Genomic DNA, 20174 nt, shown 5'->3' on the forward strand with positions numbered 1-20174 from the left:
CGGCCGCGTGCGTGTGTGCGGGCGGGGCGCGGGCCGACGGGGTGGCGGGGGCGCGGGCCGCCGGGGGGGGGGGGGAGTGCGAACTGAACGGTGCGTGAACGTTCCGGCGGGGTGGTGGCGCGAAGCCCCCTCTTTTTTGTACCGTGGATGAACAAAGTGGTCCCCGCTCGTTCTCCCTGACCGGCGGGCGGGGCCACCTTGTTTCCTCCCCGCGCCTTGGAGTCTGCCGATGACGGCCACCACCACCGTTCTCACCGCCCGTGCCCTGCTGCTCGACATGGACGGCACCCTCGTCAACTCGGACGCCGCCGTCGAGCGCGTCTGGCGGCGCTGGGCCGACCGGCACGGTCTGGACGGGGACGAGGTCATGAAGGTCGTCCACGGACGACAGGGCTACGCCTCGATGGCGCTGCTGCTGCCGGACCGCCCCATGGAGCAGAACCACGCGGACAACGCGCGCATGCTCGCCGAGGAGACCGCCGACACCGAGGGCGTCGTCGCGATCCCCGGGGCGCCGGAGTTCCTCGCCTCGCTGCGCGGGCTGCCGCACGCGCTGGTGACCTCGGCCGACGTGCCGCTGTCCACCGCGCGGATGGCCGCCGCCGGGCTCGCGCAGCCCGACGTCCGGGTCACCGCCGAGTCGGTCGGCGCCAGCAAGCCCGACCCCGAGGGCTTCCTCAAGGGGGCCGCCGAACTGGGTGCCGCCCCCGCCGACTGCATCGCCTTCGAGGACTCCGGCGCGGGCATCGCGGCCGCCAAGGCCGCCGGGATGCGGGTCGTGGGCGTCGGCCCGCGCGCCGGGTTCCACGGGCCGGACGTGGTCGTGGAGGACCTGACCCGCGTACGGGTGGAGTCCGGCGCCGACGGGACGCTGCGGCTGCACATCGGCTGACGACGCGGCGCTGCGCGGCGCGGCCGCCAGGTGCCGCCGGTGGGCGGGTACGCGGTAGGCCGCCGGCGCGCGGGAGAACGCCCGCCTACGGCTGCCGGGTCTCCGCCTCCAGCATGCGCCGGGTGTCCGGGCCGTAGACGCCGAGGTCGTCCGTGCGGATGCCCCGGGCCCACTGGTAGGTGCGGACCGAGTCCTCGACCTGGTGGTTGTAGTTGCCGTTGATGTCGCCGGTGTAGAGGTACAGCTGGGCTAGGCGCTGCTGCAGCTCGGCGACGTCGGGGCCCCGGTCGCCGCGGTGCAGTGCCGGACCGCCGCCGAGGTCGTCGTCGCGGCCGTCGTCCTCGGACTCCTGCCCGGGGTCGCCGGACGGGGTCGCCGTCGCGGTCCTCGTCGGTTCGGCCGACGGGGACGGCGTGGGCGAGGCGCTCGACGCCGACGGGGACGGCGAGGGCGACGGGCTCGCACTCGCGGACGCGGTGGCGGACGGGGACGCGGACGCGGAGGTCTCGGGGGCGGAGGGCGTGCTCGGCTTCGGGGTCGCGGAGGGCTCGCTGACCGACGGTTCCGGCACGCCGGCCCGGACCTCCTGCGGCAGGGCTCCGTCCCGCGAGGGCGTCTCGTAGGAGAACAGCCCGCTCGCGTATCCGGCCGCGCACACCACGGCCACGACCGCCGCCGCGGCACTGAGCAGCACGCCCCGGCGCCGCCCGCGCGGCGGGCGCCCTCCAGTGCCGCCCGCGCCGGATCCGACGGGCCCCTCCGGCGCGTCGGGCGCGGTGGCCGAGGTCTCGAACAGGCGCAGGTCGTGCGCCCTCGGCGCGGCGGCCGAGGGTGCCAGCGGCGTGGGCAGCGTGGACGTAGCCTCCGGCGTCGCCGCGGGGAGCGGCTCGGTCGGTGGTCCGGCGGGCGGCTCGGTGCCGACGGCGCGCAGCGTCATGGTGGCGTCGGGGTCGGACGGGGCGGCCGAAGCGGACCCGTGCGCGGCCGGCGCGGACCCGTGCGCGGCCGGCGCGGAGGCGGGCGCGGTGGAGGCCGGATCCGCGCCCGCTGGTGGGCCGGCCGAGGGCGCCGGGCTCGCGCCGGGCGGTGCGGGCTCGCCGACGCGGTCCAGTTCGACGTACGGCCGGATGCGCAGCGGGTCGAAGTCCTCCGCCGCTGCCGCCTGGGCCGTGCGGGCGTCGCGCAGGGCGTCGGACGCCCGTGAGCCGCAGGCGCAGGAGGGCGTGTTGTCCGCCTCCCTGGGCGTGCCGCACTCCGGGCACGCGTGCCCCCGGGGCCCGTGCTGCGACGGCCGCCCCTGCGACCGCTCCCGCGACGGATCGTTCCGCTGTTCCACGTGTTCGTCCCTCCCCTCGCGACTCCCCTCGCGAACTCCAGAGATTATGCAGATCTTCTCCACAGTTCCGCGCGCACGCCCCCGGAATACGGGCTTCCCGGAGGGCTGAAGCGGGCATAACGGGCCACACCGACCAGGACTCCCGTCCGGCGTCAGGCGGCCGCCAGGTCCTTCGCGAACCAGTGCTCCGCGTACGGGCCCGCGTTGTACGCCTCCGTCTCCCGGTAGCCGAGCCGCGCGTACAGGGCGCGGGCCTCGACCAGGTCGCCCCGCGTGTCCAGGACCATCCGCGAGGCGCCGAGGGCCCGGGCGGCGTCCTCGGCGGCCCGCACGAGCAGCGCGGCGCCGCCCCGGCCGCGCATCCCCTCGACCAGGAAGACCCGGGTCAGCTCGGCGGTCGTGCCGTCCAGCAGCCGTACGCCGCAGGTGCCGGCCGGCGCGCCGGCGTACCGCGCGACCAGCAGCCGCCCCCGGGGCGGCGCGAGGCCGGCGCCGGATTCGGCGGCGATCTCCCGCTCCAGCTCGGCGGGGTCGGTGCGCCGCCCCTCGCGCAGCAGGTACCAGCGGTCGCTGACCTCCGTGTAGTAGGCACGCCACAGGGCGGCGGCGACGGGGGAGTCGTACGGTTCCGGGGCGACGGTCCAGGTCATGACCGGCATTGTCGGGACGGGCGGGCCCGGGGCGCGAGCGTATTTTCCCACCGGTGCGCCGTCGGCGCTCGCCGAGCACCGTTTGAGGGCGCTTTCCGGGGCAACCCGAGGGGCGAACCGGCCCATTCGGAGAGCAGGCGGGGCCGACGAAACCGGAAGGCACTCATGTCCACAGGCGTGATCATCGCTTTGATCGTGATCGTGGCGGTCGTGCTCGTCGTCGCGGCCGTACTGGCTCTGCGCGCACGGGGCCCCCGGCACGGCGGAAGCCTGAAGCGGCGCTTCGGGCCCGAGTACGACCGGGCCGTGGCCCGGCACGACGGCGACACCAAGGCGGCCGAGCGCGAACTCGCCGAGCGCGTGGAACGGCACGGGGCGCTGCGCGAGCGGCCGTTGGAGCCCGCCGAGCGCGAGCGGTACGAGGCGCGCTGGACGGCGGTCCAGGAACGCTTCGTCGACTCCCCGCGCGAGGCGGTCGGCGAGGCGGACCGGCTGATCGCCGAGCTGGCCGGCGTCCGGGGCTTCCCGGACGGCGGGCAGTACGAGGAGCAGCTCGCGGCGCTGTCCGTGCACCACGCCCACCACATCGACGGCTACCGGCGCGTGCACCGCGTGACGCACGCCCGCGCGGACGGCGCGCAGGACGCCGGCGCGGGTACGGAGGAGATGCGCGAGTCCCTGGTCGCCGCCCGCGCGCTGTTCGAGGACCTGGTGGGCCCGTCCCGCCACGAGAGCGGCCGGCAGCGTGTCGGGGCGGACGGCGAGGGCCGCGCCCCGGCCCGTGCGCCCCACTCCTGGTCGTTCGGCAAGCACCGGCCGAAGGAGAGCTGAGACAGATGTCCGACGTGACCCGCAAGCCCGGCGGCGTCCCCGCCGAGCCCGACAGGCAGACACCCGACGCCCGCGGCGGCACCACCCCGGATCCCCTCCGCGGCGGCACCACCCCGGACCCCGTCCGCGGCAGGACCGCCCCGGATCCCGTTCGCGGCGGCACCGCTTCGGACCCCGACCGGACGGACGACGCGTACCCGGTGCCCGGCGCCCGCGCCGACCACGCCGCCGGTACCCGTGCCGACGTCACCCCCGGCCTGCGGACCGATGGTCCGGGCACTCCGGGCGGAACGACCGCGGACACGGGCGGGGCCGGGAGCGCCACCACCGAGGGCGTCCACGACGAGGCGCTCCTCGCGCACGAGGAGTGCGACCGGCTCGGGCAGCGGCTGCACCACGCGGTGGCCGGCTTCGTCGACGCGCCGCGCGCCTCCGTGGAGGAGGCCGACCGCGTCCTGGAGGAGCTGACCGCCCGCTTCACGGACGCCGTGGCACAGCGCCGCCGCACCCTGCGCACGTCGTGGCGGGACACCGACGCCGACGACCGCGCCACGAGCACCGACACCGAACAACTCCGCCTGGCCCTGCGGGACTACCGCGAGCTGGCGGACCGCCTCATGCGTGTCTGACACGCGGGCGTCAGCGTTCCGCCCGGCCCTCCCGCCACCGCCGTACGACCTCTTCGACGTCGTAGGGCTTCAGACCCAGCGGGGGGCCGGGCGGAGGCTTGAACATGACGTCGCGGATCTTGACGTTGATCTCCTCGACGATGCGGCGCACCACCCGCTCCGACGGGGCCTTCGCCGCCGCCTCGAGGGCGTCCTCCGCCTCCTTGCGCAGGGCCAGCGTCGGCGGCAGCATGGAGAAGCCCTCGCGGGCCATCTTCCGTCTGACCCACCACAGTTCGTCGTAGGCGCCGTCCACCTCGGGCGGCAGGGGCTTTCCCGCGCCGGGCAGTTCGTCGAACTCGCCGCGCGCCTGCGCGTCACGTACCTGCTTGTCGACCCAGCTCTCGAAGGGCACGCCGGGTGGCTTCCGCTCGGTCATGCCCCCATTGTGCCGGACACCGCGCCACCGGCCGATCTATCATGCGGCGGCGGTACGTCACCCAGGACGTCTCTGAAGGAGCGCGCGTGCTCGAACTCACCATGGCCGCCGTCACCGCCGCGGACGCGGGTGCCACGGCCGGCATGCAGATGGCCGACGCGCCCAGCGAGCCGGGGGCGGTGCTGCGGGTGGGCCGGGACAAGTCCGTGTGCCGGCTCTCGACGCCGGACGACTGGCTGTTCGTCTCCCGGGTCCACCTGGAGTTCCGCTGCGGCCCCGACGGCACCTGGGGGCTGACCTGGCTGCGGGGCTCGCAGCCGGACCCCTCCTCCGAGGTCCGGGTCACCGTCGCCGGGTACGCGCGGTCGCTGGCGTACGGCGGCACCCTGCCGCTGCCCAGGGGCGGCAGCGGCGAGATCGTGGTCCAGGACCGCACGGGGCCGCGCAGCGTCAACGTCGGCTTCTACCACGAGGTCTGAGACCGCCGTCCGAGCCCCTGGCGCTCATGCCGGCGCTCACGCCAGGACGCGGGCGAGGGCGAAGCCGTCGTAGCCCTTGCTGCCGACCGTCTGGAGCGCCGTGCCGCTCAGCCGCGGATGGCTGCCGATCAGCTCGATCGCGGCGCGGGCCCCGCGTACGTCGTCGGCGGTGTCCTCGGCGTCGGCGACGCGTCCGCCGCGCACCACGTTGTCGACGACGATCAGGCTGCCGGTGCTGGTGAGCTTGAGGGCCCACTCCAGGTAGCGGACGTTGTTGCCCTTGTCGGCGTCGATGAAGACCAGGTCGAAGGGGGCCGGGTTCTCGTCGGCGAGCTTCGGCAGCGACTCCAGGGCCGGGCCCACGCGGACGTCGACCAGGGCGTCGAGGCCGGCGCGGGCGATGTTGCGGGTGGCGACCTCGGCGTGCCGGGCGCTGTACTCCAGCGTGACCAGGCGGCCGTCGGAGGGCAGGGCGCGGGCCAGCCAGATGGTGCTGTAGCCGCCGAGCGTGCCGATCTCCAGGATGGTGCGGGCGCCCTGGATCCGGGCGAGGAGGTGGAGGAGTTTGCCCTGGTTGGCGGTGACGCTCACCCGCGGCAGCCCGGCGGCCTCGCTGTCCCTCAGGGCGGCCTCCAGGGGGCCGTCGCCGGGGGCCAGGTGAGCGGTGAAGTAGGCGTCGACGTCGTCCCAGAGCTGCGACTCGCTCATGACCGGGGCCTCCCGTGTGCGTCGTTAGCTTTTCTAAGTAGGTGCGCTAACGAAGATAGCCCGGGTGTGCGGGCGCGCGGGCGTGTTCCGGCGGGCGTGTCCGGCGGCCGGAACCGGCGGCGCCCGTCCGCCGGCGTCGCGTGATCAGTCGACGGTCCGGCGGAAGAGCTGCCGGGAACCGCCCTCCGGGCCGGGGGCGACGGTCTCGGCGGGGGTGAAGCCGAGGCGCTCGTAGAAGACCCGTGCGCCGCTCAGGAGCGCGCCGGGGTGGTCGGCGCCGAAGGTGACCACCTCGATGGTGCCCGGCCCCCGGACCCACCTGCGCGTCGCCTCCGCCATCAGCGCGCGCCCGGTGCCCTTCCCCCGTGCCCGCTCGGACACGACGAGCCAGTGCACGTGGTGGACCGGCGGCCGCGCTCCGAACAGGAGCCCGCCGAGGAGGTCCGGCCCCGAGTCGTCGGCGACGAGTGCCGCGGAGCGGCGGACGTGCTCGCGCACGGCGTCGTGGAAACCGGCTTCCCCGACCATCGGGCCGAACCAGTGCTCGACCTGGGCGGCGAGGGCGAGGAAACCGGGGAAGTCCCGTTCCTCGGCGAGTCTGATCGTCATCCGGGCAGTCTGGCAGGGACGGGCCCGGCCGTGCGTGCCCGGGGAGGAACGGGCCGGTCAGCGGCCGTCGGACGCCGGGGCCGAGCCCGGCAGCGGGCGTCCCGCCGACTCCGACATGAACCACACCGCCACGCCGCCGACGACGGCCGCCGCCATCATGTAGTACGCGGGCATCATCATGTCGCCCGTCGCCCCGATCAGCGCCGTCACCACCAGCGGCGTCGTCCCGCCGAACAGGGACACCGAGACGTTGAAGCCGATGGACAGGGAGCCGTAGCGCACCCGGGTGGGGAAGAGCGCGGGCAGCGCGGACGGCATGGACGCCGTGAAGCAGACCAGCAGCAGGCCCAGCGCGGCCATGCCCAGCCCCACCGCGAGCAGGCTGCCCTCGCGGATCAGCAGCAGCGCCGGGACGGACAGGAGCAGGAAGCCCGCGCACCCGGCCGCGATCACCGGCCGCCGCCCCACCCGGTCGGTCAGCGCGCCGGCGAACGGCTGGACGACCATCATCAGCGCCATCACGCCCAGCACGACCAGCAGCCCGTGCGTCTCGTCGTACTTCAGCTCGCTCGTGAGGTAGCTGGGCATGTACGACAGCAGCATGTAGTCGGTGACGTTGAAGACCAGGACCAGGCCCACGCAGAGCAGCAGCGCCCGCCACTGCCCGGTGATCATGTCCCGCAGCGGCACCTTCGGCCGCTCCGCCTCCGCCTTCTCGACCTCCGCCGCGAACGCCGGCGTCTCCTCCAGCCGCATCCGCAGGTACAGGCCGATGATGCCCATCGGCCCCGCGATCAGGAACGGGACGCGCCAGCCCCAGGACGTCAGGTCGCCGTCGGACAGCAGTGCCGTCATCAGCGTCACCAGGCCCGCGCCGGCGATGTACCCGGCGAGCGTGCCGAACTCCAGCCAGCTGCCGAGGAACCCGCGCCGCTTGTCCGGCGCGTACTCGGCGATGAAGGTGGACGCGCCCGCGTACTCGCCGCCGGTCGAGAAGCCCTGCACCAGCCGCGCGACCAGCAGCAGCACCGGCGCCCACACGCCGATCGACGCGTACGACGGGATCAGGCCGATGGCGAACGTGCCCGCCGCCATCATGATCATCGTCAGGGCGAGGACCTTCTGCCGTCCGACGCGGTCGCCGAGCGGGCCGAAGACCATGCCGCCGAGCGGCCGGACCAGGAACGCCGCCGCGAACGCGCCGAACGTGGACAGGAGCTGGGCGGTCGGGTTGCCCGACGGGAAGAAGACCTTGCCGAGCGTCACGGCGATGTAGCTGTAGACGCCGAAGTCGAACCACTCCATCGCGTTGCCCAGCGCCGCCGCCTTGACGGCCCGCCTGACGAGCGCGGGGTCGGTCACGGTGGGGGAGGGCTCGGACCCGGACCCGGACCCGGACCCGGCCCCGGGCGGCGGGGAGGAGTGCGGGTTCGTGCGGGACGGGTGCGCGGCGACAGGGGCAGCCGACAAGACTTCGCTCGCCTACTTTCGACGGGGACGGGGACACCACGACCCGCACGGCGGCGCTGTCGCCGGGCCGGAAAACGCCCGCGGCACTCGGCCACGGGCAGAAAGCGACCATAGGCGCTGATGCGCCGCTTACGCCCGGTATGCTTTTCGTTGCACTGTGCACCGAAAGGGCGTGCACGCAGGGACGTCAGCGCGCCGCGGGACGTTCCCCGCGCCCCTGACCTGTGATCCTTATCGCTCCTCCGGGAGGCGTCGCGACACCCGCCGGACTATCGTCGTCCGAACAAACGGCCGGAAGGCCGGGAGAAAGACGGGGCGAAATGCGGGCGGCTGTCAGGTTGAGCGGGGGTTGCCTGCGTCTCCCCCCGGGGGTGGTGCGAGCCTCATAGGGTTCGCAGGGACAGCTCTCCGCGTACACGGACGCGGACGAACGGGGCGGGAGGCCGACGAGGCGTGGCGAATGCGGAGCACAGTGGGCGACCGGCGGAGGCTTTCGGACCACCGGCCGTCGACGCGACCAGAGCAAGGCTGCGCGCCGCGCGCTTCGGACTGTGGCTGATCGCCGCGATCCTCGCCGTACGACAGATGGCGACGGTCCTCAGCACCCCGAGCGGGGAGCGGCTGACCGACCTGGAGACCTGGGTCGGGGAGCACGGGGTCCTGCACGTGGAGGGGTCCCTGTACGACTCCACGCGGTTCACCGGCACGCCGTTCGTCGGCCTCGTCCTCAAACCGTTCACCCGCGCCGCCGAACAGGCCCTCGGCTGGGGCTGGACCTTCGGCTCGCTGCTGCTCGTCGTGGCCCTGGGCCTGGTCGCCGCCCGCGCGCTGCCGCAGCCGGTGGGGCGCCGCACCGCGCTGCTGGCCGCGCCGGTCGCGGTCAGCCTGCTCATGCTGTCGCTGCCGGTGCGCAACGCCCTGTGGCTCGGCCAGACCAGCGTCATCCCGGTCCTCCTCGTCTTCCTGGGCTGCTTCGCCGTACGCGGGACCAACGGCGACCGCGTCGGCGGTGCGCTCATCGGTGTCGCCGCCGCGTTCCAGCCGACCGTCCTCCTCTTCGTCCCGCTTCTGTGGTTCACCGACCGCAGACGGGCCGCCGTGTCCACGGGCGTCACCTTCCTCGCCTGCACCGCCGTCGCCTGGGCGGCGATGGCGCAGGACTCCTACACCTACTGGGTCCACCACATGGCCGGCGTGGGCCTGGGCGGCGAGGCCGACGACCTCGCCAACCAGTCGCTGCACGGCGCCCTGCTGCGCCTCGGCCTCAACGGCCCGCTGGAGATCGCCCTCTTCCTCCTGCTCGGCGCGGCCGTCGCCGTCCTCGCCCTGCGCCGCGCCGTGCGCTACGCCCGCGACGGGCAGTTGCTGCTCGCCGTCGCCATCACCGGCTGCGCGGCCGTCGTGGTGTCGCCGGCCACCTGGCAGCACCAGCTGCTGTGGGTGCTGCCCGCGCTCGTCGGCCGGGTCGGCAAGAAGGCGTCCGACCGGTACGTGTGGCCGGTCGCCGTCGTCCTGGTGATGACGCTGCCCGCGAAGATGATGCTGCCGAACATGGCGGCCCTGTACCCGCTGCGGGACAACGTCGTGCTGCTCGCGGCGCTGGCCGCCGCCGTCGCCGTGCCGTTCCTGTCCCGCACGTCGCCGTACTTCGACTCACCGGTCCCGACGAGCTACGCGCCGCCGGTCCCGACCCGCTTCAAGCACGTCCCCCTGCTGCCGTTCCTGCGCCGCGTCCTGACCCGCCCCAACCTCCTCCTCGAACTGCTCCTCATCCGCGTCACCTACGCCGCCTACTCCCAGGTCCGCCTCGCGGCGACCGGCGGCAGCAACTCGGCGGGGCGGGCGCGGGCCGAGGAGCACGGCCGGCAGATCCTCGACATCGAGCGCTTCCTGCACCTCGACATCGAGCACGGGATCAACCACGCCGTGGTCAAGATCGGCTGGCTGCGGGACTTCTTCGACTTCTACTACACGTCGTTCCACTTCGTCGTCCCGCTGGCCGTCCTCGGCGTCCTGTACTGGCGCCGCCCGGTCGACTACCGCTGGGCCCGCGCCTCCCTCGGCTTCACGACGCTGCTGGCGCTGGTCGGCTTCTGGCTGTACCCGCTGGCGCCCCCGCGCCTGATGCCGGGCCTCGGGATCATCGACACGGTGCACGGCGTGCAGGACTTCACGCAGCCGGACTACGGCACGCTGACGCACCTCACCAACCAGTACGCGGCGATGCCGTCGCTGCACTTCGGCTGGTCGCTGTGGTGCGGTGTGGCGATCGCGATCATCGCCCCGAAGGCGTGGATGAAGGCCCTCGGCCTCCTCCACCCGCTCTTCACCGTCGCGGCGATCGTGGCGACCGGCAACCACTGGATCCTTGACGCGGTGGGCGGCGCGGCGGTGGTCGCGGCCGGATTCGGCCTGGCGTACCTCTTCCAGGGCCCGAGGGCCCGGACCACGACGGCGGCGGCTACGGCGGCGGTGCCCACGACGGCTGTGCCCAGCAAGGCGGCGGCCGCGTCGTCCGGGACCGCCGCCCCCGTCCCGGCCCCGGGCACGTCCGACGAAGGGCTCAGCAGCGATCCCCCGGCCCCGGCGAAGGACCGTACCGGGAGCTGAGCCGGTACTCGCCCGGCGCCTGGACGGTCAGGCGGGTGAACTCGCCGTCCCGGGCGAGACACCCGCCGTCGGACCGCAGCCACGGCGACCAGGCGACCCGCACCGTCACCGCGCCGGGCCGCTCTACGCGCAGGACGAGGTCGGTAGGGGTGGTCGTCACGACGGCGCCGGGCGCGGAGACCAGCGGCACGGCGTCCCGCACCCGGTAGATCCGCCAGTGCTCGTCCTGCCAGACGGGTTCCAGCCAGGCGGGCCGCAGGCTGTCGTCCCGCACGAGCCGCGCCTCCTGCTCGGCGAAGCCGTCCGGTTTGCCCAGCGGCAGGACGACGAGGCCGACCGCCCACCGGTCCAGCCACGCCCGGTAGGTGGCCGCCGAGAAGCTGCCGTCGTAGAAGAGGCGGGCGCGTTCCATGTCGAGCTGCCGGTTCCAGCCGCGGGCCATGTTGACGTGCGGGGCCAGCCCGGACGCCTCGCGGTGGTTGCGGGCGGGCACCACCTCGACGCGGGTGCGGTCGGCGCCGAGCCCGTCGAGCGCCCGCACGACCCCGTCGGTCTCGGTGGCCCAGGCGGGCACCACCGTGTACTCCTTCACGTCGTCGACGGTCTTCTTGACCGTCCAGCCGACGGAGAAGACCAGGGCGACGACCAGCAGCGTGCGCGCCGGCCGCCGCAGCGGGGGCGCGGTGAGCAGGGCCGCGAGCAGCACGGGCGGCGCGAAGTACTCCGCGAACCGCTCGACGTTCGTGCCGATGGGCGAGGGTATGAGGTACGCCAGCACCGTCCCCGCCGCGTACACGGCCCCGCTCCACCGGGCGACCCGCCAGTCGCGGGGGGTCAGCGCGGTGACGGCGAGGCCCAGCACGACCGGCGGCCATATCCGGCCCGCCGGCATCAGCTGCTCGCCGTGGAAGGGGAACAGCACCGTGGTCAGCCCGACGACGGCGGCCGGCGGTACGAGCAGCACCAGGGCACGCCCCCGCTCCCGCACGAGCAGGTACCCGGCCCCCACGACGGCCAGGAACAGCCCGGCCACCGGCGAGGCCATCGTCGCCAGGGCCGCGTACCCGGCGGCGAGGACGAGCCGCCGCTCCCGGACCAGGTGCACGCACGCGGCCAGCCCGAAGGCCAGGCCGAGCGCGAAGGTCGTACGCCCCGAGACGACGTTGCACCACAGGGCGAACGAGGCGAGCGACGCGACCCACAGCGGCCCCCGCACGCCGGTCCGTACGACGAGCACGGCCGCCAGCCAGGACGCGGCCAGCCCGGACAGCGCGGTGACCGTGCGCACGCCGAGCGCGGCCATCAGGTACGGCGAGATGACGCTGTAGTTGGCGGTGTGCACCCCGCCGTACCAGAACAGCCCGTACGGCGAACCGCCGTGCCGGGAGACGAAGTCGGTCCACGCCTCCTGAGCGGCGAGGTCACCCCCGCCGGTGGCGAGAAACGCCCACCACACCGCGTACAGCGGGAGGGTGGGCAGGGTGGCCAGCAGCGGCACGCGGTGCCGGTGCGCGAAGGCGCGCAGGGCACCGCGCGGCGGTCTGTCCGTACGCCCTTCGGGGCGGGCGACGGTGAGTTCGGCAGGGACCACGGTCGGGGAATCCGTTCGGTTTCATCGGTGCACGGCGGGGGGCACGTGCGGAGACGAGAAATCGAACAGATTAGTTGATCGGTCCCGGTCAGATCACTCCGGGGTGGAGGTCCAGCCGACGAAGGCGGTGAAGGCGGCGGGCGTCAGGGTGAGGACGGGTCCCGCCGGGGTCTTGGAGTCGCGGATGGCGACGGTGGCGTGGGGGAGCAACTCGGCGACCTCGACGCACTGGCCGCCTTGGTCGCCGCTGTAGCTGGACTTACGCCACTGGATCCCCGTCGAAGTCGCGTTGCTCTCCATAGCGTTCCTCCATCAAGCGCCGGATCAGCTCCGCCGATTCCCGGAGGGAGAGTGCGGATGCTTGGAGATGATCGTATCGGAGTGAGCAGTCCTTGACGGTGTCCGGATTGGCGGTCGGATGTCCGCTGCCGTACCCCTCGGTGTAGATGATGGGCGGGTCCCCTGCGAAGCGGTAGACGTCGAACGAGCCTTGCAGTCCCGCGTGTGCCCCCGCCTCGAAGGGGAGGATCTGAACGTTGATCCGTGGGTTGGTCTCGAAGGTCAACAGGTGGGCCAGTTGCTCCCGCATGATCTCCTGGTCGCCCATCTTCTGGCACAGCGCGCTCTCGCTGAGCACGGCCCAGAAGACCGGTGGTTCCTCCTTCTCGAAGATCTTCTGGCGCGCGACTCGGACCGACGTGCGGTCGTCGAGGTTGTTCTGGTCCAGGGCCCCGAGGACGGCACGTGCGTACGCGGTGGTCTGCAGGAGTCCGTGGATCATGTGCGTGTCGAACGAGTAGATCTCGGTCGCCCGCACCTCCAACTCGGCCACCTGTTGGAACCAGGCGGGGACCTGACTGCGCATCACCAGGTCGACCAGCCGCGACAGCAACCCGCCCGTCCCCAGCGCCGCGTCCACCCGTTCGCTGAACTCCGGTGTCGGCAGCTTGCGGGCGGTTTCGATCTGGCCGACCAGGGAGCCGGTGTAGTTGACGATGTCGCCGAGCTGCCGTTGGGTGAGGCCGGCCGCCTCGCGGTGGCGGCGGAGTTCGAAGCCGTAGTAGTCGAGCGGTGAGGCGCCCGGGTCGAGGGCGTTGACGTGGGTCATGTGGAGAAGTCCCCTCGCGCGCAACTCGGTCCACTCCGGGACCGGTTGTATCCGTCCGGTAGCCCACGGTAGTCGTCCGACGTCAGGCTCGTGCCGTGAACGAATACTTTCCCTCGGTCCTCGTGGGCCACCGTCCGGACCAGTACCGGATGTGCTTCACCGCCGGCGCCCACTCGGCCCGGCACGTGCGGCGGATCATCCGCTCCTACCTGCGCGAGTGGGACCTCGGCGAGCTGGCCGACGCCGTGGAACTGGCCGCGACCGAGCTGCTCGCCAACGTCGTACGCCACGTCCCGGACCGCCGCTGCACGCTGGTGCTGCTGCGGCAGGCGGGCGGCGGCGGTGTCCGGGTGGAGGTGGCGGACGGCAGTCCGCGCCTCCCGGTCCTGGCCGGGGAGGTGCGGGACGACGCCGAAGGCGGGCGCGGGCTGGTGCTGCTGGACGCCGTGGTGGACAAGTGGGGGGTGGGACCCGGCCCGGGGGACGGCAAGACGGTGTGGTTCGAGTGCTCGCCTCAGGTCAGGGACGACTGCGACGGGACGACGACGCCGTAGAGGTCGGCGACGGTGGCGAGGGCGCTGTGGTGCACCTGGCGGGCGTCCACTTCGAGGCCGGTGACCGGCAGGGCGCGGGTGGCGCAGGCGTCGGCGACGACCGTGGGGCGGTTGCCGCGCAGGAAGGCGCCCTGCGCGGTGAAGGTCACGCACATGTGCGTCATGAACCCGATGACGACGAGGTCGTTGTTGCCCGCCGCGTCCACGTGGTCGCCGAGGTCCGTGCCGACGAAGGAGTCGGGCGCCTGCTTGACGACGACGGGCTCGCCGTCGGCCGGCGCGACGCTCCGGTGGATCTGCCCGATCTCGGCGCGGATGTCGTACGGGGTGCCCGGGCCGCCGTCGTGCATGACGTGGATGACCTTCGCGCCCTCCTCGCGGGCCCGGGCCAGCAGGCGGGCGGCGGCGTCGAGCGCGTCCTGCCAGCCGTCGAGTTCCATCACGCCGGTCGTGTACGTGTTCTGGTAGTCGACGAGGACGAGGGTGGAGTCGGCGAGCTTGGCGGGGGTGTCGTCGAGTCCGTTGAGGTGGCGGAGCGTGGTCCTGGGCATGGGGAACCCCTCGGTGGTCGGGATGGGTGAGCGGACGGTGATCCGCGCCTACGACGCTACGGTCGGCCCGGCCATGTCGGCAATGTCGTCTAACCTGCAGATACCGACATGACCGCCGAGAGTGCCGAAGGGTCGAGGGACTCGTGAACTCCGTGGAACGACTGATCGTCGTCGTGCTCTTCGAGGGCGTTGACCTGCTCGACGTCACCGGGCCGCCGGAGGTGTTCGCCCTCGCCCGGCGCGAGGCGGAGGAGGCGACGGGTTACGACGTCGTCCTCGCCGCCGAGACGAGGGACCCGGTCACCACCGGCGCCGGGGTGCGCGTCCTGCCCGACGCGACCTTCGAGGAACTGGCCGCGCGGGGCATCGACACCCTGATCGTGCCCGGCGCGGTGGAGGTCGACGAGCGGGGCCGGGTCCACGCGCTCACCGACCCCGCAGTGGTGCGGCGGGTCGGGGAACTCGCCGCCCGGACCCGGCGGGTCACGTCGGTCTGCGTCGGGGCGCACGTGCTGGCCGCCGCCGGGCTCCTCGACGGCAGGCGCGCCACCACCCACTGGTCGACCGCACGGCAGCTCGCCGAGGAGCATCCGGCGGTCGAGGTCGACGCCGACCCGATCTTCATCCGCGAGGGCGACGTGTGGACGGGCGCGGGCATCAGCTCGTGCCTCGACCTGTCCCTCGCCCTCGTCGCCGACGACCTGGGGGAGGCGGTGGCGCTGCGCGTCGCCCGGCAGCTCGTGATGTACCTGAAGCGGCCGAGCGGGCAGAGCCAGTTCAGCGTTCCGCTGGAGCAGGTGGCGTCGACCCGGCGCGTGGAGGACCTGCGGCACCACATCATGCGGCACATCGCCGAACCGCTGACCGTCGCGGACCTCGCCGCGCACCTCCACGTCAGCGACCGGCAGCTCACCCGGATCTTCAAGACCGAGCTGGGCACGACCCCGCACGCGTACGTGGAGTCGGCCCGCGTCGAGGTGGCGCGCCACCGGCTCGAGTCCACCGACGTCACACTGGAGCGCGTCGCCTCAGAATGCGGCTTCGGCACCGTCGACACGCTGGTCCGGGCGTTCCGCCGCCGCCTCGACACGACCCCGACGGAGTACCGGCGCCGTTTCCGCACCGGCGCCGGCCTCCACGGCGACCCGCCTCCGCCCCACCGGCTCAGCCCGAAAGCGTGAACACTTCACCGCCCCCTGTCCTCGAAGCGCTCATCTGCGCACCCCGAGGACACATGCCCCGCGTGTGTTCACGTTGCGGAGAAGGACACACGTCCCCCGCGAGCCGACGGACGACGCCGCGTGAAGGCGGCGGTCCCGGGTCAGTACCAGCCGTTGGCCTGCCAGAAGCTCCAGGCGTCGCAGGCGCTGCCGTAGCGGTCCTTCATGTAGTCCAGGCCCCACTCGATCTGGGTGGCCGCGTTGGTCTTCCAGTCGGAGCCGGCCGAGGCCATCTTCGAGCCCGGCAGGGCCTGGACCAGGCCGTAAGCGCCGCTGGAGGAGTTGGTGGCGCTGACGTTCCAGTCGCTCTCGTGGTCGACGATCTTGGCGAAGCACTGGTACTCGGCCGCGTCACCGATCATCTTCTTCGCGGTCGCCTGGGCCGAAGAGGCGGGCGTCGCGGCCTGGGCGGGCGCGGCGGCGATCAGGGAACCGCAGGTGGCCACGGCCAGCGCGGCACCGGCGAGGGCCTTCTTCGGGGTGGCGGCACTGCGGAGGAGGGAGACGGCGGTCAACGGAGGGCCTTTCTTCGGGGACAGGGGCGTCGGCGCGCGCCCGGCCGCGTGGTGCGCGGCCCCGGCGTGCGTCGGCGCCGCGCCCCGTGAGGGCGTCGGCGCCTGGCGACTCGTCCCAGAGAAACAGCCGGGAACCCCGTCCGCAATCACCCCTTTTGCTAGTGGTGGTCGTATGTGGGGTTGGTGGGGCTGGTGTGACGGGGGCCGCAAAGACCAGGTCAGAGCGGTGCGCGGGGCGTGTCCGGACCGGCGTGCGGTCTACGGCCCGGCTTCGTAGGTGAGGCCGGTCACGTGGGGCGGCTCACCTCGTCGCCCGTCTCGAACGTGACCGGCGCCTCGAAGGCCGCCCGGCGCGTGGCCCGGCGCAGCGCCTTGAGGACCGGGGCGCCGAGAGTGAGGGTCAGCACGACGGTCATCACGGCGCGGCCCGCGTCCCAGCCGAGGGAGGTGGCCAGGCAGTAGGCGACGAAGCGGGCCAGGTTGGCGGCGACACCGGCGTCCCGATCGAGGCCGATCGTCGAGCCCTCCGGGTCCAGGAAGGGCCAGCCCTGCATATTCATGATCGTGCCGTAGGCGAAGGCGGCCACGAAGCCGTACGCGGCCAGCATGAGCAGTTCCCCCCGGCCGCGCAGGCGGTCGGGGAAGGGCAGCAGGCCCGCCCCCATCGTGAACCAGCCCATCGACAGCATCTGGAACGGCATCCACGGACCCACCCCGCCGGTGAGCAGCGCGGACGCGAACATGGTCACCGAGCCGAGGACGAAGCCGAAACCGGGGCCGAGGACCCGGCCGCTGAGCACCATCAGGAAGAACATCGGCTCCAGGCCGGCCGTCCCCGCGCCGATGGGCCGCAGCGCCGCGCCCGCCGCCGCCAGGACGCCGAGCATCGCCACCGCCTTGGGCCCGAGACCGGACTCGGAGATGGTCGCCGCGACCACGGCCACCAGCAGCACCAGGACGCCCGCGAACAGCCACGGCGCGTCCTGCGCGTGCCCGTTCAGCGAGGCGTCCGGCGGGGCGAGGAAGGGCCAGCCGAAGCCCGCCACGCCCACCGCGCTGACCAGCACCAGGGCGGCTGTCGAGCGGGGCCCGAGACGGACCGCGCGGGCCTGGCGCTGGGGGGTGCCGGGGCTGGTACGGGGGCTCGCGCCGGACTTCGCGCCGGACTTCGCGCCGGTCATGACAGCGCCTCCCGAACCTGTGCGACCGTCAGCCACATGCCGGGGGCCAGCACCTTGGCGACCTGCGGTGCGAAGGACGGCGAGGCGACGACGACGTCCGCCGCCGGGCCGTCGGCGATCACCTCGCCCTCGGCGAGCAGCACGACCCGGTGGGCCAGCTCGGCGGCCAGTTCCACGTCGTGCGTGGCCAGCACGATCGCGTGGCCCTCGGCGGCCAGCCCGCGCAGGACGCCGGTCAGCCGGGCCTTCGCCGCGTAGTCCAGGCCGCGCGTCGGCTCGTCCAGGAGGAGGAGCGGCGGGCGGGCGGTCAGCACGACGGACAGGGCGAGGGTGAGGCGCTGGCCCTCGGAGAGGTCCCGGGGGTGGGCGTCGTCCGCGACGCCGGGCAGCAGCTCCGTCAGCAGGGCACGGCAGGTGCCGGGGGCCGCCTCCGCGTCATGGTCGGCGGCCCGGCACTCGGCGGCGACGGTGTCGGCGTACAGCAGGTCGCGGGGTTCCTGCGGGACCAGGCCGACACGGCGCACCAGGTCACGGGGGGACGTGCGGTGCGGCACGGCGTCGCCGGCCCGGACCGAACCGGCGGACGGTTCGACGAGGCCGACCAGCGCGGAGAGCAGCGTGGACTTCCCGGCGCCGTTGCGGCCCATCAGGGCGATGGTCTCGCCGGGTGAGACGGTGAGGTCGACGCCCCGCAGGGCCCGCACGCGGTCGCGGCGCACGGCGAGGGAGCGGACCTCGGCGGCGTACGGGGTGGGGGCGGAGCCCGTCGGCGCGGGGGACTTCCCGCGCCGCCACCGGCGGGCGGTGGCGGGCCTGAGGGCGGGAGGGGCGGGGAGCGTGGCGGGCGGCGGGGTGTGGTCCGGGACCGGCCGGTCGGCCAGCCGGTCCCGGAGACCGGCGGCGCGGCGCCGGGCGTCCCGGACGGTCAGCGGCAGCGGGGACCAGCCCGCCAGTCTGCCCAGGCCCACCACCGGCGGGTACACCGGGGAGACGGCCATCACGTCCGCCGGGGCGCCGAGGACGGGCGCCTCGCCCGGGGCGGGGAGCAGGACGACCTGGTCGGCGTACTGGACGACCCGTTCCAGGCGGTGCTCGGCCAGCAGAACCGTCGTACCGAGGTCGTGGACCAGGCGCTGGAGGACGGCCAGCACCTCTTCCGCCGCCGCCGGGTCCAGGGCGGAGGTCGGCTCGTCCAGGACCAGCACCTGGGGGTGCGGAGTGAGGACCGAGCCGATCGCCACCCGCTGCCGCTGGCCGCCGGAGAGCGTGGCGATGGGGCGGGCCCGCAGGCCGGACAGGCCCAGCAGGTCGAGGGTCTCCTCCACGCGGCGGCGCATCACGTCCGGGGCGAGGCCGAGGGACTCCATGCCGTAGGCGAGTTCGTCCTCGACGGTGTCCGTCACGAAGTGGGCCAGCGGGTCCTGGCCCACCGTGCCCACCACGTCGGCGAGTTCGCGCGGCTTGTGGGTGCGGGTGTCGCGGCCGGCCACGGTGACCCGGCCGCTCAGCGTGCCGCCGGTGAAGTGCGGCACGAGGCCGCTCACGGCACCGAGCACGGTGGACTTGCCGACCCCGGACGGGCCCGCGAGCAGCACGAGTTCGCCCTCGGGGACCTCGAAGTCGATGCCCCGGACGGTGGGTTCGGCCGCTCCGTCGTACGTCACGGAGACATCCTCGAAGCGGATCACGACGGCTCCTTGCCGGGTGCGGGGTGGGGGGCGGGGGCGACGAACGCCGGGAGCAGGCCGAGGAGTACGGCCGCCGCCGGCCACAGCGGGAGCGTGGGGGCGACCAGCGGGACCACGCCCGGGTGCAGGGCCGCCGGGTCGCGGGCGGCGGCGAGGAACATCACCGCCGCGACCACCGCGCCGGAGGCGCTGACCAGCCAGGTGCGGGCGTCCCAGCGGTCCGGGCGGTAACGGGTGCGGACGGTCCGGCGACCGCCGAGCCACAGTCCCGCCAGCGCGGCGGCGAGGCCGGCCAGCAGGACGGGGATGCCGTAGGAGCCGCCGGCGGCGGTCAGCAGGCCGTACGTTCCTGCGCAGACGCCGAGCAGGCCGCCCAGGGTGAGGGCGGCGGTGGTGCGGCGTACGCGGGCGGGGACCTGGGCGGTACGGCCGTAGCCGCGGGCGTCCATCGCGGCGGCGAGGGAGACGGAGCGCTCCAGGGCGCCCTCCAGCACCGGGAGCCCGACCTGGAGCAGGCCCCGTACGCCCTTGTCGGGGCGGCCCCGCAGGCGGCGGGCGGCCCGCAGGCGCTGGACGTCGGCGATCAGGTTCGGGGCGAAGGTGAGGGCGACGACGACGGCCACGCCCATCTCGTACAGGGCGCCGGGGAGGGACTTGAGGAGGCGGGAGGGGTTGGCGAGGGCGTTCGCGGCGCCGACGCAGACGAGGAGGGCGGCGAGCTTCATCGCGTCGTACAGGGCGAAGGCGAGGCCCTCGGCGGTGACCCGGCCGCCGAGGCGGATGCCCTGCGCCCAGTCGGGGAGCGGGACTTCGGGGAGGGTGACGAGGGTGTGGGTGCCGGGGATGGGGGAGCCGAGGAGCGTGGTGAAGAGGAGGCGGATGAGGAGGACGGCGAGGGCGAGCTTGACGAAGGCGCCGTAGGAGCGGGACCAGGGGGCGTCGGGGCGGCGGGTGATGACGACGTAGGCGGAGACGGCTATGAGGAGGGTGAGGAGGAGAGGGTTGGTGGTGCGGGTCGCGGCGGTACCGAGGGCCAGCGCCCAGAGCCACCAGGCACCGGGGTGCAGGGACTCGGGTCGGTGGCGGGGGGTGGGGGCGCTGGCCCGCGCCGGCGGGGCGCCGCCTGCGCCCACC

Annotated in this window: 21 protein-coding genes; 7 read left to right on the plus strand and 14 right to left on the minus strand. The window is 74.0% G+C overall.

Annotated features, from left to right (window positions below; translation table 11 throughout):
* Nucleotides 1–229: 229 nt before the first annotated feature.
* Nucleotides 230–892, plus strand: a complete 663-nt coding sequence (locus tag ACFIF2_RS06890; protein ID WP_395571602.1) for an HAD-IA family hydrolase — start codon at nucleotides 230–232, stop codon at nucleotides 890–892.
* Between the two features lie 85 nt (nucleotides 893–977).
* On the opposite strand, the gene ACFIF2_RS06895 is transcribed toward ACFIF2_RS06890, so the two are convergent.
* Nucleotides 978–2228, minus strand: a complete 1251-nt coding sequence (locus ACFIF2_RS06895) for a peptidoglycan-binding protein (protein ID WP_395571603.1) — start codon at nucleotides 2226–2228, stop codon at nucleotides 978–980.
* Between the two features lie 152 nt (nucleotides 2229–2380).
* Entirely contained in the window at nucleotides 2381–2878 is a 498-nt protein-coding gene (locus ACFIF2_RS06900; RefSeq protein ID WP_395571604.1) for a GNAT family N-acetyltransferase, read from the minus strand.
* Nucleotides 2879–3043: 165 nt separating this feature from the next.
* On the opposite strand from ACFIF2_RS06900, the gene ACFIF2_RS06905 reads away from it, so the two are divergent.
* Together ACFIF2_RS06905 and ACFIF2_RS06910 are read left to right on the plus strand one after the other, a co-directional pair.
* Nucleotides 3044–3709 carry a hypothetical protein gene (locus ACFIF2_RS06905; RefSeq protein WP_395571605.1) on the plus strand — a complete coding sequence of 222 codons (666 nt, stop codon included), beginning with the start codon at nucleotides 3044–3046 and terminating at the stop codon, nucleotides 3707–3709.
* A gap of 5 nt (nucleotides 3710–3714) precedes the next feature.
* Complete coding sequence (locus tag ACFIF2_RS06910) at nucleotides 3715–4338, plus strand: hypothetical protein (RefSeq protein ID WP_395571606.1); 624 nt, start codon at nucleotides 3715–3717, stop codon at nucleotides 4336–4338.
* 10 nt (nucleotides 4339–4348) lie between these two features.
* On the opposite strand, the gene ACFIF2_RS06915 is transcribed toward ACFIF2_RS06910, so the two are convergent.
* Nucleotides 4349–4756, minus strand: coding sequence for a DUF1992 domain-containing protein (locus tag ACFIF2_RS06915; RefSeq protein WP_395571607.1), 408 nt, complete (start codon nucleotides 4754–4756; stop codon nucleotides 4349–4351).
* An 86-nt stretch (nucleotides 4757–4842) separates the two neighbouring features.
* Between ACFIF2_RS06915 and ACFIF2_RS06920 the strand changes: the two genes are divergently transcribed.
* Nucleotides 4843–5235, plus strand: a complete 393-nt coding sequence (locus ACFIF2_RS06920) for a hypothetical protein (protein ID WP_395571608.1) — start codon at nucleotides 4843–4845, stop codon at nucleotides 5233–5235.
* A 36-nt stretch (nucleotides 5236–5271) separates the two neighbouring features.
* Here the strand turns inward: ACFIF2_RS06920 and ACFIF2_RS06925 are convergent, their stop codons facing one another.
* From ACFIF2_RS06925 to proP, 3 genes are all read right to left on the minus strand, one after another.
* On the minus strand, nucleotides 5272–5943 hold the full coding sequence (locus ACFIF2_RS06925; RefSeq protein ID WP_395571609.1) for an O-methyltransferase: 672 nt from the start codon (nucleotides 5941–5943) through the stop codon (nucleotides 5272–5274).
* Between the two features lie 144 nt (nucleotides 5944–6087).
* Complete coding sequence (locus ACFIF2_RS06930; protein ID WP_395571610.1) at nucleotides 6088–6552, minus strand: GNAT family N-acetyltransferase; 465 nt, start codon at nucleotides 6550–6552, stop codon at nucleotides 6088–6090.
* Nucleotides 6553–6609: 57 nt separating this feature from the next.
* A complete protein-coding gene (gene proP, locus ACFIF2_RS06935; RefSeq protein ID WP_395571611.1) occupies nucleotides 6610–8022 on the minus strand; it encodes a glycine betaine/L-proline transporter ProP in 1413 nt (470 codons plus the stop codon).
* Nucleotides 8023–8475: 453 nt separating this feature from the next.
* Between proP and ACFIF2_RS06940 the strand changes: the two genes are divergently transcribed.
* Nucleotides 8476–10632 (plus strand): bifunctional glycosyltransferase 87/phosphatase PAP2 family protein, encoded by a 2157-nt coding sequence (locus ACFIF2_RS06940; RefSeq protein WP_395571612.1) that lies wholly within the window; start codon nucleotides 8476–8478, stop codon nucleotides 10630–10632.
* On the opposite strand, the gene ACFIF2_RS06945 is transcribed toward ACFIF2_RS06940, so the two are convergent.
* From ACFIF2_RS06945 to ACFIF2_RS06955, 3 genes are all read right to left on the minus strand, one after another.
* The gene (locus ACFIF2_RS06945; RefSeq protein ID WP_395571613.1) at nucleotides 10586–12223 is read right to left on the minus strand and encodes a hypothetical protein; all 1638 of its coding nucleotides are present in this window, start codon (nucleotides 12221–12223) and stop codon (nucleotides 10586–10588) included. The two genes, ACFIF2_RS06940 and ACFIF2_RS06945, sit on opposite strands and share 47 nt — an antisense overlap.
* 93 nt (nucleotides 12224–12316) lie before the next feature.
* The gene (locus tag ACFIF2_RS06950; protein ID WP_395571614.1) at nucleotides 12317–12523 is read right to left on the minus strand and encodes a DUF397 domain-containing protein; all 207 of its coding nucleotides are present in this window, start codon (nucleotides 12521–12523) and stop codon (nucleotides 12317–12319) included.
* Complete coding sequence (locus ACFIF2_RS06955) at nucleotides 12483–13331, minus strand: helix-turn-helix domain-containing protein (protein ID WP_395571615.1); 849 nt, start codon at nucleotides 13329–13331, stop codon at nucleotides 12483–12485. Before ACFIF2_RS06955 ends, ACFIF2_RS06950 begins: the two co-directional genes overlap by 41 nt.
* A 95-nt stretch (nucleotides 13332–13426) precedes the next feature.
* On the opposite strand from ACFIF2_RS06955, the gene ACFIF2_RS06960 reads away from it, so the two are divergent.
* On the plus strand, nucleotides 13427–13885 hold the full coding sequence (locus ACFIF2_RS06960; RefSeq protein ID WP_395571616.1) for an ATP-binding protein: 459 nt from the start codon (nucleotides 13427–13429) through the stop codon (nucleotides 13883–13885).
* Here the strand turns inward: ACFIF2_RS06960 and ACFIF2_RS06965 are convergent.
* On the minus strand, nucleotides 13846–14436 hold the full coding sequence (locus ACFIF2_RS06965; RefSeq protein WP_395571617.1) for a cysteine hydrolase family protein: 591 nt from the start codon (nucleotides 14434–14436) through the stop codon (nucleotides 13846–13848). The two genes, ACFIF2_RS06960 and ACFIF2_RS06965, sit on opposite strands and share 40 nt — an antisense overlap.
* Nucleotides 14437–14579: 143 nt before the next feature.
* Here ACFIF2_RS06965 and ACFIF2_RS06970 point away from each other — a divergent pair, with 143 nt between their 5' ends.
* On the plus strand, nucleotides 14580–15617 hold the full coding sequence (locus tag ACFIF2_RS06970) for a GlxA family transcriptional regulator (protein WP_395571618.1): 1038 nt from the start codon (nucleotides 14580–14582) through the stop codon (nucleotides 15615–15617).
* A 140-nt stretch (nucleotides 15618–15757) separates the two neighbouring features.
* On the opposite strand, the gene ACFIF2_RS06975 is transcribed toward ACFIF2_RS06970, so the two are convergent.
* The 4 genes from ACFIF2_RS06975 to ACFIF2_RS06990 form a co-directional block, all read right to left on the minus strand.
* Complete coding sequence (locus ACFIF2_RS06975) at nucleotides 15758–16171, minus strand: transglycosylase SLT domain-containing protein (protein WP_395571619.1); 414 nt, start codon at nucleotides 16169–16171, stop codon at nucleotides 15758–15760.
* A 287-nt stretch (nucleotides 16172–16458) separates the two neighbouring features.
* Complete coding sequence (locus ACFIF2_RS06980; RefSeq protein WP_395571620.1) at nucleotides 16459–17352, minus strand: ECF transporter S component; 894 nt, start codon at nucleotides 17350–17352, stop codon at nucleotides 16459–16461.
* Nucleotides 17349–19040: an ABC transporter ATP-binding protein gene (locus ACFIF2_RS06985; protein ID WP_395571621.1), complete on the minus strand. Its 1692-nt coding sequence runs from the start codon at nucleotides 19038–19040 to the stop codon at nucleotides 17349–17351. The genes ACFIF2_RS06980 and ACFIF2_RS06985 overlap by 4 nt, the downstream gene beginning before the upstream one ends.
* Entirely contained in the window at nucleotides 19037–20173 is a 1137-nt protein-coding gene (locus ACFIF2_RS06990; RefSeq protein WP_395571622.1) for an energy-coupling factor transporter transmembrane component T, read from the minus strand. The genes ACFIF2_RS06985 and ACFIF2_RS06990 overlap by 4 nt, the downstream gene beginning before the upstream one ends.
* Nucleotide 20174 lies beyond the last annotated feature (1 nt).

Source organism: Streptomyces sp. BK79, assembly GCF_044142145.1.
In the GTDB taxonomy this organism is placed as follows: domain Bacteria; phylum Actinomycetota; class Actinomycetes; order Streptomycetales; family Streptomycetaceae; genus Streptomyces.